This is a genomic window from Mesorhizobium sp. WSM4848 (genome assembly GCF_055811375.1).
Window position 1 is genome coordinate 1 of sequence record NZ_JBVVPX010000009.1, and the last position, 14,041, is coordinate 14,041.

Genomic DNA, 14,041 nt, shown 5'->3' on the forward strand with positions numbered 1-14,041 from the left:
CCCCCCCCCCCCCCCCCCCCCCGCGCGGGCGGCTGCGCGCCCACCTCTCCCCCGCTTCGCGGTGGGCGAGGAACCCAGGTCTTGACAGCCATACCCTGCGTTCTTCGCCGGACCATCATCGCCACGATAGTCCTTGATTCGCTTGCGGCCCTCTTGCGGGCTAACGGCAGCCGCTCTAGCGTCCATGGAGTAAAAAATACTACAAAAATGAAGGAAACGCCGATGTCGCCGGGCCTCGAGGCCGGATTCACGCTGGATGCTCGTCTGGAGGCCGACAGCGAGCAGTTGATGTGGCTCGGCCTGTGCGAATTGCGGGTGATGAACGACCGTCGCTGGCCGTGGCTGCTTCTGGTGCCGCAGCGGCCGGGTGCGGAGGAAATCCATGATTTGACGCCGCTCGACCAGGCGATGCTGACCTTCGAGACCAACATGGTGGCGCAGGCGCTGAAAAGCGTGACCGGCTGCACCAAGATCAACAGCGGCGCACTCGGCAATATCGTGCGTCAGTTGCATGTCCATGTCATAGCCCGCTCGGAAGGCGATCCCGGCTGGCCGGGCCCGGTGTGGGGGCACGGCATGCGCGAGCCCTACCAGCGCTCGGACCTGCGCCGGTTTGCGCAACAGATAAAGGCGGCGCTATAAGCCTGTCCCGTGTCCATCCTGAATCTTGAGTCTCCGATGAGCTTCCGCCTGTTTGACGCGCCCTTGCGCGAGCCAAGCCAATTCGTCGGCTTCGCCGGCAACATGATCGACCGGCAATCGGAAAACCGTGCCGACGATTCCGTCGAAAAGGCGCTCGCCGATCCCTCAGCCAGGCTTTTGCTGATGCATGGCGGGCGGCTCTATCTGAAGCTCAGCGGTGGCGGCTTCGACCCTTGGTTCGGCGCCGAGGAAAGCCGGCCGCTCCAGGTGTCGCTCGACCATGGCGTCCTGCTCGGTTTTTCCGATAGCGGCCCGGTGCTCGCCGTGCCGGCCGGCGTCGATCCCGAACAGCTGCCCGATACGATCAAGGCCATCGACTATCGCTCGGTCTATATGCAGGGGCTGATCGACGAGGCGGCGGCCGGCGCGATGGCGCAAGGAGCTGCATTGCTCGCCTGGCATGCCAGCCACCGCTTCTGCAGCAAATGCGGCGCCGAAGCCGCGATGCGGGCCGGCGGCTACAAGCGGCTTTGCCCGGCCTGCGCCACCGAGCATTTTCCGCGCACCGATCCGGTGGCGATCATGCTGACGGCGACGCGTGAAAAATGCCTGCTCGGCCGAGGCCGCCATTTCGCGCCCGGCATGTATTCGGCGCTTGCCGGCTTCATCGAACCTGGTGAGACGATCGAGGCGGCGGTGCGCCGCGAAACACTGGAGGAAGCCGGCATCCGGCTTGGCCGCGTCGTCTATCACGCCAGCCAGCCTTGGCCGTTTCCCTATTCGCTGATGATCGGCTGCTTCGGCGAGCCGCTCAACGACGACATCCAGGCCGACCTCAACGAATTGGAAGACTGCCGCTGGTTCTTTCGCGACGAGGTGCTGTCGATGCTGGCCCGCGAGCATCCGGGCGGCCTGGTCACGCCGCCGAAGGGGGCGATCGCCTACAACCTCATCCGCGCCTGGGCCGACAGCGCATAGCCTTGCAGGGGAAGCAAAGATGATCCGTCATACAGTGGTGTTCAGGCTGAAGCACAAGGAGAGCTCGGCCGAGGAGGCAAAATTTCTGGAAGACGCCAAAATACTGGCGGCGATACCGGGCGTCGAGAAATTCGAGCAGTTGCGGCAGGTCAGCCCGAAGAACGATTATCGCTTCGGCTTCTCGATGGAGTTCGCCGACCAGGCTGCCTATTCCCGCTACAACGACCATCCCGAACACGTCGCCTTCGTCCGCGACCGCTGGATCCCGGAGGTCGCGGCGTTTTTGGAGATCGACTACGCGCCGCTGAGTTAAGTTGGTGATTTGCCAGTGAAAACCGCCAGTTGAGCGGCGAAAGCACGCTGGTAGGCGGGCCGGGCTTCGCCACGGGCGACATAGGCGGAGAGGTTCGGATATTCGTCCAGCATACCCGACCCGCTCAACCTTAGCAGCACGTGCACCATCATCAGGTCCCCGGGGCTGAACGCGCCATCGAGCCAGTCGGCATCGCCAAGGCGACCGGAAAGCTCGCCCAGCCGGTCGCGGATGCGATCATCGACCATGGGCAGGCGCTGTTCGTGCCAGGTCTCGCCGCGCTCCAGGAGCACGGCGGTTTGGCGTTCAAGGATCGGCGGCTCCACGGTGTTGAGCGCGGCAAACATCCATGAGATTGCGCGCGCCCGGGCATCCGCATCATCTGGCAGCAGGCCAGCATGGCGCTCGGCGATATGGAACACGATCGCCCCCGACTCGAACAGCGCGAGATCGCCTTCCTCATAGGTCGGAATCTGCCCGAAAGGGTGAAGCGCGAGATGCGCGGGTTCCTTCATCGCCTTGAACGAAACGAGACGAACCTTGAAGGGCTGGCCGACTTCTTCAAGCGCCCAGCGAACCCGCATGTCACGCGCCAGTCCCCTGCCGCGGTCGGGCGACTGCTCAAAGGCGGTGATGGTGGGGATCATTGGAAGGCTCCGGATGATTGCATGACGCCATCGTGCGTGACGTCGTCGATTGAGATCCGTTTCCTCATCTCGTCGTCTCCCTTCTTCGATTGTGGCAAGCAAAGGACGTATGTCGCGCCGGAATTCCGACATCCGGGGACTGCTTTTCAATCGCGCATGACCGCCGCGACGGAGGCGCGTAGCGCGCCGGCGAAGTCGGGATGGCCATAAAGGTCGTTGTGGCCAGCCGCTATGGCGATGTGGCTGCGCAGGTCACGCGCAGCCTCGCGCAGAGGCGCCGAACGCGCCGCAGGTACGATGGTGTCGTTCTCGGCGGTGATGACGGCCGTCGGCACATCGAGGTCGCGCAGAGCTTCCGCCGCTTCCATGCGGTGCCGTAGCAAGAGGCGCACCGGCAACCAGGGATAGTGGTGAGCGGCGAGTTCTCTCAGCGAATCGAAGGGCGTCACCATGACGATGCCGCGCAACGGCCGGGCCGTCGCCAGATCCGCTGCAACCGCAGCGCCGATGCTAAGGCCGACGGCGACGATGCCGGCTTTGGCATCGCTGGTCAGTTGGTCATGGGCGCGTCGGGCGTCCTCGAACAGGGCGGCGGCCGACGGGCTGCCGCTGCTCGGCGCATAGCCGCGGTAGTGCAGCGCAGCGACCTCATGCTCGGGAAACAGCTGGTGCAGCATCAGGGCAAGTGCGTCGGCATTCCAGGCATTGCCGGCGAACCCGAGCAGCAGCGGACGCGGCTCGGCCGGCGCTTGCCTTGCCGGCAGGAGGACCAGGACGACGCGCTCGCCATCCTCCGTCGCCAGCTCGACATGGCGTGCCCCGGCCGGCAGATCGGGTCCGAACGCCGCAAGACCGGCCGGAAAGATCAGCCAGGATTGGAGCACATACACGACCGCAACAATCACCGCATACAATCCAGCGGCCGCCAGCGTCAGTTTCAGAAGCCACATCGCAGCAATGTCGCCCGGCGCTCGTCACCTGGCAAGGCGCTGCGCTAGTCCGCCACCTTCCATTGCTCGCGCGACTGGCTGGCCGGGTAGACGCCCAGAATCCGCATTTCGCGCGAGAAGAAGGCAAGCTCGTCGAGCGCCAGTTTTACCAGCGGGTCGTCGGGATGGCCCTCGATGTCGGCGTAGAACAGGGTCGCGGTGAATGCGCCGAGCTGGTAGCTCTCCAGCTTGGTCATGTTGATTCCGTTGGTGGCGAAGCCGCCCATCGCCTTGTAGAGCGCGGCCGGCACGTTGCGGACGCGGAAAATGAACGTCGTCATCATCCTGGCGTCGGCCGAGGGACGTTCTGCCCACTGCCTGTTCCTGGTCAGCACGACGAAGCGGGTGACGTTGCTGTCGGTGTCCTCGACATTCTCCTCAATGATGTCGAGCCCGTAGAGCGTCGCGGCCAGCGCCGGCGCCAGCGCGGCCATGGTGCGGTCCTTCAGTTCGGCGACCAGCTTGGCGGCGCCCGCCGTGTCGCCGGCGACCACCGGCTTCCAGCCGTTCTTGCGGATGTATTTGCGGCACTGGCCGAGCGCATGGATGTGGCTGTGCACGGTCTTGATCTCGTCGCGCCTCACGCCGGGCAGAACCATCAGCTGGAAATGGATCGGCAGGAAATATTCGCCGACGATGTGCAGCTTCGATTCCGGCAGGAGATGATGGATGTCGGCGACGCGCCCGGCAATCGTGTTCTCGATCGGGATCATGGCGAGGTCGGCCTTGCCGGTCTCGACCGCGTTGAAAGCATCCTCGAAGGTCGGGCACGGCAACGGCTCCAATTCAGGGAACATGTTGCGGCAGGCGGTGTCGGAATTGGCGCCCGGCTCGCCCTGGAAGGCTATTCTGTTGGTTTTCTCAGGCATGCCAAATGTCTCAGGTGTCCAAATGTCTCAGGTTGAAAGGACGCTTCTGGCGCGTTCGAGATCGTCCGGCGTGTCGACGCCGAACGGCGCCGACTTTACGATCTCGGCATCGATGCGCATGCCGGCCTCCAGCGCCCGCAACTGCTCGAGCTTCTCGCGCCGTTCCAGCGGCGACGGCTGCAGCGCGACGAAGCGCTCGAGCGCTGAGCGGCGATAGGCATAGAGGCCGATGTGATGATAGAGCCGCCCCTCGCCCCAGGGTGCGGTGGCGCGGGTGAAATAGAGCGCCCGCAGCCGTGTCTCCGACAGCGGCGAGCCGACGATCTTGACGACGTTCGGATTGGTCTTTTCCTCGTCGCGGACGATCTCGATGCCAAGCGTGGCGATGTCGACCGTCGCATCCTCGAAAGGCTTCAGCGCGGCCTTGATGATGTCGGGATCGATGGTCGGCAGGTCGCCCTGCACGTTTACTATCGTTTCGACCTTGCGCCCGGGATCCAGCGTGGCCAGCGCTTCGAAGATGCGGTCTGAGCCCGATTCGTGGCCGACGCGCGTCATCACCGCCTCGAAACCGTGCGTCCGCACCGCGTCCGCCACGCTGTCGGTATCGGTGGCGACCACCACCCGGCCGAGCCCGGCCTCGGCGGCGCGGCGGGCGACATGGACGATCATCGGAACGCCGGCGATGTCGGCCAGCGGCTTGCCCGGCAGGCGGGTCGAGGCCATGCGGGCGGGGATGAGGATGAGCGTGGACATCGGGTGATGAAGCATCCGAAAAAGAGGAAGGGAAAAGTGGCAAAAGGTCTCACTGGAAGCGCCCTTATAGGTGTTGCAACGCCAGAGCAAAAGACCTAGTTTCCGCCCGATTTGACCGCCTCGCGGGGTGGTTCACGATTACCGACGGACGGAGTGGACGGATCGGTCCGCCGGAAAAGGGAGCCTGGGGCGTATGGACTCTTTCGAAATCAACAAGCTGATCGGCGGCCTGCTCGGAACCGTGTTCGTCGTCTTCTCGGTCGGCATCATCTCCGACGCGCTGTTCGCCTCTCCCGCACCGGAAAAACCCGGCTACGCCATCGAGGCGACCGAGGAGCCTGCCGAGGGCGGCCCGGCAGCCCCCGCTGCAGAAGCCAAGCCGATCGCCGACCTCCTGGCCAACGCCAATGTCGAGGCGGGTGCGTCCGTGTTCAAGAAGTGCCAGGCCTGCCACACCGGAGAAAAAGGCGGACCGAACAAAGTCGGCCCTGATCTCTGGGATATCGTCGACCGTCCCATCGCCGAGCATGCGGGCTTCGCCTATTCGGCCGGCATGAAGGAGTTTTCCAAGGGCGGCGCGGAAAAGTGGACCTACGACAACCTCAATCATTTTCTCCTTTCGCCGAAGAAGCTGGTGAAGGGCACGGCGATGGGCTTCGCCGGGCTGCCGAAGGACGAGGACCGCGCCAACGTCATCGCCTATCTGCGCACGCTGTCGGACAGTCCGAAGCCGCTGCCGACACCCGGCGCTTCGGCCGAGAATGCAGCCGCGCCCGCCGAAGGCGCGGCGCCGGCCAAGCCGGCTGAGGGTGCGGCGCCGGCCGCACCGGCGCCGGCCCCTGCTGCTCCCGCACCAGCTCCGGCGCAATAACGCAATTGTAAATCGAAACATTCCTTGAAAAAGCCGGGTTCAGCCCGGCTTTTTCAATGGGAAAAGCGCATGTGCGGCGACAAAGCCGGCCTGGCGCGGTTTTCATGAGCGTCAAATGAACTAGATTGTCCGCGGACAGCTATCGCACAGAGGAGAAGGCATGACGGTTGGCCGAACGTTTCTCAGATCGATGCTGGTTGTGGCGGCTTTTGCCGGCGGCCTGCAGGCAGTGTTCGCGGACGAATGGCGCACCACCTCGTCGCTGATCGGCGAATCCAAATATGGCGACAACTTCCAGCACTATGATTACGTCAATCCGAACGCGCCGAAGGGCGGCACGCTGAATTCGGTGGTGCTTGGCACGTTCGACAGCTTCAATCCCTATATCGTCCAGGGTTCGCCGGCAGCCGGTTTTGCACAATTCGGCGGCGGCTTGATCTACGACACGCTGATGGAGCAGGCAACCGACGAAGGCAGCGTCAGCCATCCGTTGATCGCCGATGCCTACAAACATCCGGACGACTATTCCTCGGCGACCTACCGCCTCGACCCGCAGGCGAAATGGCACGACGGCAAGCCGATCACCACCGAGGACGTGATCTGGTCGTTTCAGGTGCTGAAGGACCACAGCCCGATGTACAGCCGCTATTTCGAGAATGTCACCGAGGCGATTGCGGTTTCCGACCGCGAGGTCGAGTTCCATTTCGACCAGAAGGGCAACCGGGAGTTGCCGAAAATCCTCGGCGACCTCGTGGTGCTGCCGAAGCATTGGTGGGAAGGCACCGACGCCAACGGCAAGAAGCGCGACATCACCAGGCCGACACAGGAGCCGCCGCTCGGATCCGCCGCCTACAAGATCGCCAGCTTCAAGCCGGGTTCTGAAATCATCTGGCAGAGGGTTCCGGACTACTGGGCTGCCAAACTGCCGGTGAAGATTGGCCGCGAGAATTTCGACAGGCAGCGTTTCAGCTATTTTCTCGACGACAATGCGGCCTGGCAAGCCTTCACCAAGGGCGGCCTGCATGACATCAGGTCGGAAAACAGTTCGAGGCGCTGGAACACCGCCTATAATTTCCCGGCGGTCCAGGCAGGCGACGTCATCAAGCAGGAATTCAAGACCGCCTCACCCGAACCGATGCAGGCCTTCATGCTCAACACAAGGCGTCCGTTGTTTGGGGATCGTCTGGTGCGCGCCGCGCTGACTTACCCGCTCGACTTCGAGAGCATGAATCGTACCTTGTTCTTCGGTTCCAACACCCGTACCAGCAGTTACTTCCAAGGCACCGAACTGGCATCGAGCGGCCTGCCGCAAGGCAAGGAGCTGGAAATCCTCGAGCCATATCGCGACAAGCTGCCGCCCGAAGTCTTCACCCAGGAATTCGAGCTGCCGGTCTACGATTCGCCACAGGCGGAACGCAAGTATCTCAAGACTGCGGTCGATCTCTTCGCCAAGGCGGGCTGGGTGATCAAGGGCGGCAAGATGGTCAATGCCAAGACGGGCGAGCCTTTCAAGTTCGAAATCCTCGGCTGGAACGACACCGACCAGGTCCTTTCCAGTCCCTACATCGCCAATCTGCGCAAGATCGGTGTCGACGCCACGTTGCGGCTGATCGACCAGACCCAATACATCAACCGCGTCAACAATTTCGATTTCGACGTCACCATATCGCAGTTGGGGCAGTCGGATTCGCCTGGCAACGAGCAGCGTGACTTCTGGAGCTCCAAGTCCGCAGACACGCCTGGATCGCGCAACTACGCCGGTATCAAGAATCCGGTCGTCGATGCGCTGGTCGACCGCGTCATATTTGCGACCGACCGTGACGATCTGGTTGCTGCCACCCATGCGCTCGACCGGGTGCTGCTGTGGAATTACTATGTCGTGCCGCAACACCATCGGTCGGCGGTCTGGATAGCCTATTGGAACAAGTTCGGCATCCCGGAAAAGCAGCCGACCTATAGCGGCGTCGACCAGAATTCCTGGTGGATCGACCCGGACAAGGAAAAGGCGCTGGCGGCAAAATACAAGAGTGGCAATTGATGGCGGCGCTGCCTCGCGGTGACTTTTTGGCCCGCCGCGACTTTCTGGCCTTGGGCACTGCGGCCGCGGCGGCGGCGCTGCTGCCAGGCCGGGCCTTCGCCGCCATCCCGACAGGCGTAAAGCTGCACGGCCTGTCGGCCTTCGGCGACCTCAAATATTCCCCAGGTTTCACGCATTTCGACTATGTCAATGCGGACGCGCCCAAGGGCGGTCAGATGAATTTCGCACCGCCGAACTCCACCTTCAACCAGAGCTTCCTGACGTTCAACACGCTGAATTCGCTGGTGTTGAGGGGGGAATCGCCGCCGCGCACCGAACTCTGTTTCGATTCGCTGATGGCAAGCGCACTCGATGAGCCGGATGCGGTCTATGGCCGGCTTGCCGAGTCGGTTACCTTGTCGCCGGACCGCAATGGCTTCCGCTTCAGCCTGCGACCGCAATCGCGCTTCCATGACGGCTCGCCACTGACCGCCGAGGACGTCGCCTTCGCATTGAAGCTGTACAAGGACAAGGGCCATCCGAACCTCTCGCAGGCGTTGCGGCATATGACGGAAGCGGTTGCGGCCGATCCGGTTACAGTCGACCTCACCTTCAACGGCAAACAATCCGCGCAGAATATCCTGGCGATCGTAGCCATGCCGATCGTGTCCAAAGCCTTTTATACGGTCAATGATTTCGATGCCTCGTCGATGACACCGCCGCTCGGCTCCGGACCTTACAAAATAGGGCGCGTGGCGGCTGGACAGACCGTCGAATATGAGCGCGTCGCCGACTATTGGGGCAGGGATCTGGCGGTGAACCGCGGCCTCTATAATTTCGACCGCATCCGCATCGATTTTTACATCAATCGCCAGGCAGCGTTTGAAGCCCTGAAGAAGGGGGACACACATTTTCGCGAGGAATTTACCTCGCGGGTGTGGGCGACCGGCTACGACTTCCCGGCGCTGCAGGACGGCAGGGTCGTCAAACGCGAATTTCCCGGCGAGAAGACGCCATCCATGCAGGCTGTCGCGCTGAACCAGCGCCGTGCGCAATTCCGCGATGTGCGCGTCAGACGCGCGATCGCCAATTGCTTCGATTTCGAATGGACCAGGCGGGTTCTGTTTTACGGCGCCTATGAGCGCTCGCAATCGAACTTCGAACAGTCGGATTACAAGGCCGAGGGCCTGCCCTCGCCCGAGGAATTGGCCCTGCTTGAGCCGTTTCGAGCCGAGTTGCCGCCGGAAACCTTTGGCGAAGCGGTGATGCAGCCTGTTTCCGACGGTTCCGGTCACGACCGCAAGCTGCTGCGCGCGGCTTCGAGACTGCTTGCCGAAGCCGGCTGGAAGCGGGCGGGCAATTTCGTCGTCAATGAAAAGGGCGAGCGGCTGCGGGTGGAAATGCTGGCCGAGGATGACGGCATCGTTCGGCTTTTCTCGCCGTGGGCCGAGAACATGAAAACGATTGGCATCGACGCTTCGATCCGGCAGGTCGATTCGACGCAGTATGAACAGCGGCAGAGCAATTTCGACTTCGATTTCAACCTGCTCGCCTGGTCGATCGGGGCGACGCCGACTGCCGACGGCCTGGAGATACTCTATGATTCGCGGATGGCGAAAACGCCGGGAATGCGCAATTATCCCGGCACGGAAAGCAAAGCCGTCGACGCACTGATCGAGGCAGCCGGCAAGGCGCAGAGCCGGATCGAACTGGTCACGGCGCTCAAAGCGCTCGATCGGGTCTTGCGCGCGCGGCTAGACTGGATTCCAACATATTATCTCGCGAATCACCGAGTCGCCTATTGGGACATGTTCGGTTTTCCCGAGCAGAAGCCCGATTTCGGCTTTCCGGTCGAGACGCTATGGTGGTTCGACAAGGACAAGGCGGCAAAGATTGGCAAAGGGTGAGATGTTGCGCAGCACTTCACCCTCCCCCTTGTGGGGAGGGTCGGTGAGCAGTCCGCGCGTTGCGCGGATGGCGAACCGGGGTGGGGGTGCTGGCGCATGCATTGACTTGAAAGTACCCCCACCCCGCTCCGCTTCGCGGATCGACCCTCCCCACAAAGGGGAGGGTAAAAACTGATGGGCGCCTATATCCTGCGCCGCATCCTGCTGATGATCCCGACCCTGTTCGGCATCATGGCGGTGTCGTTCGCCGTCATCCAGTTCGCGCCGGGCGGGCCGGTCGAGCAGGTCATCGCCCGGCTGACCAACCAGGGCGGCAGCGATCGCCTTGGCGGCGGCGGTGGTGATGCCGGCGCCAGCAATTTCGACGCGGCCGGCGACGCCGGTTCGAGATATCGCGGCGCCCAAGGCCTCGACCCCGAATTCATCGCCAAGCTGGAAAAGCAGTTCGGCTTCGACAAGCCACCGCTCGAGCGCTTCGGCATGATGCTGTGGAACTACATCCGGTTCGATTTCGGCGACAGCTATTTCCGTGACATCTCGGTGATCGATCTGATCATGGAAAAAATGCCGGTGTCGATCTCGATCGGGCTGTGGATCACGCTGCTGTCCTACCTGATCTCGATCCCGCTCGGCATTCGCAAGGCGGTCAAGGACGGCTCGGCATTCGACGTATGGACCAGCGGCGTCGTTATTGTCGGCTACGCCATTCCGGGCTTCCTGTTCGGCATCCTGCTGATGGTGCTGTTTGCGGGCGGATCGTTCTACGACTGGTTCCCGCTGCGCGGCATCACCTCCGACAATTGGGACCAGTTGTCCTGGCCGGCTAAGATCGTCGACTATCTCTGGCACATGACCTTGCCGCTGACGGCGCTGGTGCTGTCGGCCTTCGCCACCACGACGCTGCTGACCAAGAATTCGTTCCTCGAGGAAATCCGCAAGCAGTATGTGGTGACCGCGCGCGCCAAGGGCCTGTCGGAACGGCGGGTTCTCTACGGCCACGTCTTCCGCAACGCCATGCTGATCGTCGTCGCCGGCTTTCCCGGCGCCTTCATCTCGGCCTTCTTCACCGGCTCGTTGCTGATCGAGAACATCTTTTCGCTCGACGGCCTCGGCCTGCTCGGTTTCAGGTCGGTGGTCGAGCGTGACTACCCGGTGGTGTTCGCCAATCTCTACATCTTCTCGCTGCTTGGCCTGATCGTCGGGCTGCTGTCCGATCTGATCTATACCTGGGTCGACCCGCGCATCGACTTCGAGCGGAGAGACGTCTGATGGCCGGGGCCGCAGCCGAAACGGCGCCGGAGCGGATCGCACGGCCCTGGCTGTCGCCGCTCAACCAGCGGCGGCTGCAGAATTTCAGGGCCAACCGGCGCGGCTACTGGTCGTTGTGGATCTTCCTCGTGCTTTTCGTGCTGTCGCTGTTTTCCGAATGGATCGCCAACGACAAGCCGGTCCTCGTCTCCTACAAGGGCGAGATCCTGTTTCCGGTCGTGGTCGCTTATCCCGAGGAGAAGTTCGGCGGCTTTTATGCGGTCACCGACTATCGCGACCCGGTCATCCAGGACGAGATCAATGCTCATGGCTGGATGATCTGGCCGCCGGTCCGCTACTCCTACCGGACCGTCAACAACGCCATTCCCGAGGCGGCACCGACCAAGCCGTCCTGGCTCTATGACGTCAAGACACGTTGCAACCAGTATCCGCAAGGTGCCGCCGACCCCAATTGCGTCGTCGGCAACTGGAACTGGCTGGGCACCGACGACCAGGCCCGCGACGTGTTGGCGCGCGTCATCTACGGATTCAGGGTCTCGGTGCTGTTCGGCCTGATTCTCACCGCCGGCTCGGCGCTGATCGGCGTGACGGCCGGCGCATTGCAGGGTTATTTCGGCGGCTGGACCGACCTTCTGTTCCAGCGCTTCATAGAAATCTGGTCGGCGATCCCGGTGCTTTATCTGCTGCTCATCGTCGCCGCCATCCTGCCGCCCGGATTCTTCATCCTGCTCGGGCTGATGCTGCTGTTCTCCTGGGTGGCGCTGGTCGGCGTGGTGCGGGCCGAGTTCCTGCGCGCCCGCAACTTCGAATATGTCAACGCCGCCCGCGCGCTGGGCGTACCCAACGGTACTATCATGTTCCGGCATCTGCTGCCCAACGCCATGGTGGCGACGCTGACCTTCCTGCCCTTCCTGCTCAGCGGCTCGATCTCGACGCTGACCTCGCTCGACTACCTTGGCTTCGGCCTGCCGCCCGGCTCGGCCTCGCTGGGCGAGCTCCTCAAGCAGGCGCAGCGCAACCTCAACGCGCCATGGCTGGGCATTTCCGGCTTCGTCGTCATCTCGCTGATGCTGTCGCTGCTGGTCTTCGTCGGCGAAGCGACCCGCGACGCCTTCGATCCGCGCAAGACGTTCAGATGAGCGAAGCCCCTCTCCTCTCCGTGCGCGATCTCAGCGTCGCCTTTGCGCAGGAAGGCCGCCAGTCGATGGCCGTCGATCACATCTCCTTCGACATCGCCAAGGGCGAGACGGTGGCGCTGGTCGGCGAATCCGGTTCCGGCAAGTCGGTCTCGGCGCTGTCGGTGCTGAAGCTGCTGCCCTATCCGGCCGCCAGCCATCCGTCGGGAAAGATCCTGTTCCAGGGCGCCGATCTGCTCGCTGCCGACGAGAAGGCATTGCGCCGCGTGCGCGGCAACAAGATCACCATGATCTTTCAGGAGCCGATGACCTCGCTCAACCCGCTGCACACCATCGAGCAGCAAATCGTCGAGGTGCTGACGCTGCACCAAGGCCTGCGTGACCGCCAAGCCAAGGCACGCACCCTGGAGTTGCTCAACGAGGTCGGCATCCGCGAGCCGGAGAAGCGGCTCGACGCTTATCCGCACCAGCTTTCCGGCGGCCAGCGCCAGCGCGTCATGATCGCCATGGCGCTGGCCAACGAGCCGGAACTGCTGATCGCCGACGAGCCGACGACCGCACTCGACGTTACCGTGCAGGCGCAGATCCTCGAACTGCTCGCGGAGTTGAAGAGCCGCAAAGGCATGTCGATGCTGTTCATCACCCACGATCTCGGCATCGTCAGAAAGATCGCCGACCGGGTCTGCGTGATGACCAAGGGCAAGATCGTCGAAACCGGCCCGACGAAGGAAATCTTCGCCAGCCCGCAGCACAGCTATACGCGGCACCTTTTGGCCGCCGAACCGAAGGGCAAGCCGCCCGCCGCCAACGCAGCCGCGAAGCCAGTGATGACCGGCAACGACATCAAAGTCTGGTTTCCGATCAAAAAGGGCTTTTTCCGGCGCACCGTCGACAATGTGAAGGCGGTCGACGGCATCGATGTCACCGTGCGCGCCGGCCAGACGCTCGGCGTCGTCGGCGAATCCGGCTCGGGCAAGACGACTCTCGGCCTGGCGCTGGCCAGGATGATCTCGTCGACCGGGACCATCCGGTTCAACGGGCGCGACATCAACGAGCTGTCATTCAACGCCATGCGGCCGCTGCGGCGCGAGTTGCAGATCGTCTTCCAGGATCCGTTCGGATCGTTGAGCCCGCGCATGTCGGTCTCCGAGATCATCGAGGAAGGGCTGAAGATCCACGAGCCAAAACTGTCGCCCGATCAGCGCGACAATCGCATCATCGATGTGCTCGGGGAAGTCGGGCTCGATCCCGCCACGCGCAATCGCTACCCGCACGAGTTTTCCGGCGGCCAGCGCCAGCGCATCGCCATCGCCCGCGCCATGGTGCTCAACCCGCGCTTCGTCATGCTGGACGAGCCGACCTCGGCGCTCGACATGAGCGTGCAGGCGCAGGTGGTCGATCTTCTGCGCAGCCTGCAGGCGAAGCACGACCTCGCCTATCTGTTCATCAGCCACGATCTGAAGGTCATTCGCGCGCTTGCCAACGACGTCATCGTCATGCGCAATGGCAGGATCGTCGAAGCCGGCCCGTCCGAACAGATTTTCGAACGGCCGCAGACCGACTATACCAAGGCGCTGATCTCGGCCGCATTCAGGATCGAAACGGCACCGGTCGGCATCGTCAGCGAGTAGGCTGTAGCGCATAAGG

Annotated in this window: 13 protein-coding genes; 9 read left to right on the forward strand and 4 right to left on the reverse strand. The window is 62.9% G+C overall.

The genetic code is table 11. The features are described from left to right. The first annotated feature begins 222 nt into the window (after nucleotides 1-222). Genes AC0L16_RS11040 through AC0L16_RS11050 form a run of 3 tightly spaced genes read left to right on the forward strand, consistent with a single transcriptional unit; the run spans nucleotide 223 to nucleotide 1,933 of the window. Entirely contained in the window at nucleotides 223-642 is a 420-nt protein-coding gene (locus AC0L16_RS11040) for an HIT domain-containing protein (RefSeq protein WP_123146493.1), read from the forward strand. A 36-nt stretch (nucleotides 643-678) separates the two neighbouring features. Beyond that, nucleotides 679-1,620 carry an NAD(+) diphosphatase gene (gene nudC / locus AC0L16_RS11045; RefSeq protein WP_473620699.1) on the forward strand — a complete coding sequence of 314 codons (942 nt, stop codon included), beginning with the start codon at nucleotides 679-681 and terminating at the stop codon, nucleotides 1,618-1,620. 19 nt (nucleotides 1,621-1,639) lie between these two features. After that, complete coding sequence (locus AC0L16_RS11050) at nucleotides 1,640-1,933, forward strand: Dabb family protein (protein ID WP_473620701.1); 294 nt, start codon at nucleotides 1,640-1,642, stop codon at nucleotides 1,931-1,933. Here AC0L16_RS11050 and AC0L16_RS11055 read toward each other — a convergent pair. From AC0L16_RS11055 to AC0L16_RS11070, 4 genes are all read right to left on the reverse strand, one after another. After that, nucleotides 1,930-2,580, reverse strand: coding sequence for a glutathione S-transferase family protein (locus tag AC0L16_RS11055; protein WP_473620703.1), 651 nt, complete (start codon nucleotides 2,578-2,580; stop codon nucleotides 1,930-1,932). The two genes, AC0L16_RS11050 and AC0L16_RS11055, sit on opposite strands and share 4 nt — an antisense overlap. Nucleotides 2,581-2,726: 146 nt before the next feature. Then, nucleotides 2,727-3,530 carry an alpha/beta hydrolase gene (locus AC0L16_RS11060; RefSeq protein WP_473620705.1) on the reverse strand — a complete coding sequence of 268 codons (804 nt, stop codon included), beginning with the start codon at nucleotides 3,528-3,530 and terminating at the stop codon, nucleotides 2,727-2,729. 44 nt (nucleotides 3,531-3,574) lie between these two features. Beyond that, nucleotides 3,575-4,438, reverse strand: coding sequence for a prephenate dehydratase (locus tag AC0L16_RS11065; protein ID WP_473620707.1), 864 nt, complete (start codon nucleotides 4,436-4,438; stop codon nucleotides 3,575-3,577). 27 nt (nucleotides 4,439-4,465) lie between these two features. After that, nucleotides 4,466-5,194 (reverse strand): 3-deoxy-manno-octulosonate cytidylyltransferase, encoded by a 729-nt coding sequence (locus AC0L16_RS11070; protein WP_473620708.1) that lies wholly within the window; start codon nucleotides 5,192-5,194, stop codon nucleotides 4,466-4,468. Nucleotides 5,195-5,387: 193 nt separating this feature from the next. Here AC0L16_RS11070 and AC0L16_RS11075 point away from each other — a divergent pair, with 193 nt between their 5' ends. From AC0L16_RS11075 to AC0L16_RS11100, 6 genes are all read left to right on the forward strand, one after another. Next, nucleotides 5,388-6,065, forward strand: coding sequence for a c-type cytochrome (locus AC0L16_RS11075; RefSeq protein ID WP_473620710.1), 678 nt, complete (start codon nucleotides 5,388-5,390; stop codon nucleotides 6,063-6,065). Nucleotides 6,066-6,225: 160 nt separating this feature from the next. Next, entirely contained in the window at nucleotides 6,226-8,103 is a 1,878-nt protein-coding gene (locus AC0L16_RS11080; RefSeq protein WP_473620712.1) for an extracellular solute-binding protein, read from the forward strand. Next, nucleotides 8,103-9,989, forward strand: a complete 1,887-nt coding sequence (locus tag AC0L16_RS11085) for an extracellular solute-binding protein (RefSeq protein ID WP_473620713.1) — start codon at nucleotides 8,103-8,105, stop codon at nucleotides 9,987-9,989. Before AC0L16_RS11080 ends, AC0L16_RS11085 begins: the two co-directional genes overlap by 1 nt. A gap of 174 nt (nucleotides 9,990-10,163) precedes the next feature. Then, nucleotides 10,164-11,258, forward strand: a complete 1,095-nt coding sequence (locus tag AC0L16_RS11090) for a microcin C ABC transporter permease YejB (protein WP_473620714.1) — start codon at nucleotides 10,164-10,166, stop codon at nucleotides 11,256-11,258. Beyond that, the gene (locus AC0L16_RS11095; protein ID WP_473620715.1) at nucleotides 11,258-12,397 is read left to right on the forward strand and encodes an ABC transporter permease; all 1,140 of its coding nucleotides are present in this window, start codon (nucleotides 11,258-11,260) and stop codon (nucleotides 12,395-12,397) included. The genes AC0L16_RS11090 and AC0L16_RS11095 overlap by 1 nt, the downstream gene beginning before the upstream one ends. Next, the gene (locus AC0L16_RS11100; RefSeq protein ID WP_473620717.1) at nucleotides 12,394-14,025 is read left to right on the forward strand and encodes an ABC transporter ATP-binding protein; all 1,632 of its coding nucleotides are present in this window, start codon (nucleotides 12,394-12,396) and stop codon (nucleotides 14,023-14,025) included. The genes AC0L16_RS11095 and AC0L16_RS11100 overlap by 4 nt, the downstream gene beginning before the upstream one ends. The last annotated feature ends 16 nt before the right edge of the window (nucleotides 14,026-14,041 follow it).

Bases quoted from the DNA above. Each gene is read 5' to 3' on its own strand.
- AC0L16_RS11065 (WP_473620707.1), bottom strand. From the start codon at position 4,438: ATGCCTGAGAAAACCAACAGAATAGCCTTCCAGGGCGAGCCGGGCGCC.
- AC0L16_RS11085 (WP_473620713.1), top strand. From the start codon at position 8,103: ATGGCGGCGCTGCCTCGCGGTGACTTTTTGGCCCGCCGCGACTTTCTG.
- AC0L16_RS11070 (WP_473620708.1), bottom strand. From the start codon at position 5,194: ATGTCCACGCTCATCCTCATCCCCGCCCGCATGGCCTCGACCCGCCTG.
- AC0L16_RS11075 (WP_473620710.1), top strand. From the start codon at position 5,388: ATGGACTCTTTCGAAATCAACAAGCTGATCGGCGGCCTGCTCGGAACC.
- AC0L16_RS11055 (WP_473620703.1), bottom strand. From the start codon at position 2,580: ATGATCCCCACCATCACCGCCTTTGAGCAGTCGCCCGACCGCGGCAGG.
- AC0L16_RS11090 (WP_473620714.1), top strand. From the start codon at position 10,164: ATGGGCGCCTATATCCTGCGCCGCATCCTGCTGATGATCCCGACCCTG.
- AC0L16_RS11060 (WP_473620705.1), bottom strand. From the start codon at position 3,530: ATGTGGCTTCTGAAACTGACGCTGGCGGCCGCTGGATTGTATGCGGTG.
- AC0L16_RS11095 (WP_473620715.1), top strand. From the start codon at position 11,258: ATGGCCGGGGCCGCAGCCGAAACGGCGCCGGAGCGGATCGCACGGCCC.
- AC0L16_RS11050 (WP_473620701.1), top strand. From the start codon at position 1,640: ATGATCCGTCATACAGTGGTGTTCAGGCTGAAGCACAAGGAGAGCTCG.
- AC0L16_RS11100 (WP_473620717.1), top strand. From the start codon at position 12,394: ATGAGCGAAGCCCCTCTCCTCTCCGTGCGCGATCTCAGCGTCGCCTTT.
- nudC (WP_473620699.1), top strand. From the start codon at position 679: ATGAGCTTCCGCCTGTTTGACGCGCCCTTGCGCGAGCCAAGCCAATTC.
- AC0L16_RS11040 (WP_123146493.1), top strand. From the start codon at position 223: ATGTCGCCGGGCCTCGAGGCCGGATTCACGCTGGATGCTCGTCTGGAG.
- AC0L16_RS11080 (WP_473620712.1), top strand. From the start codon at position 6,226: ATGACGGTTGGCCGAACGTTTCTCAGATCGATGCTGGTTGTGGCGGCT.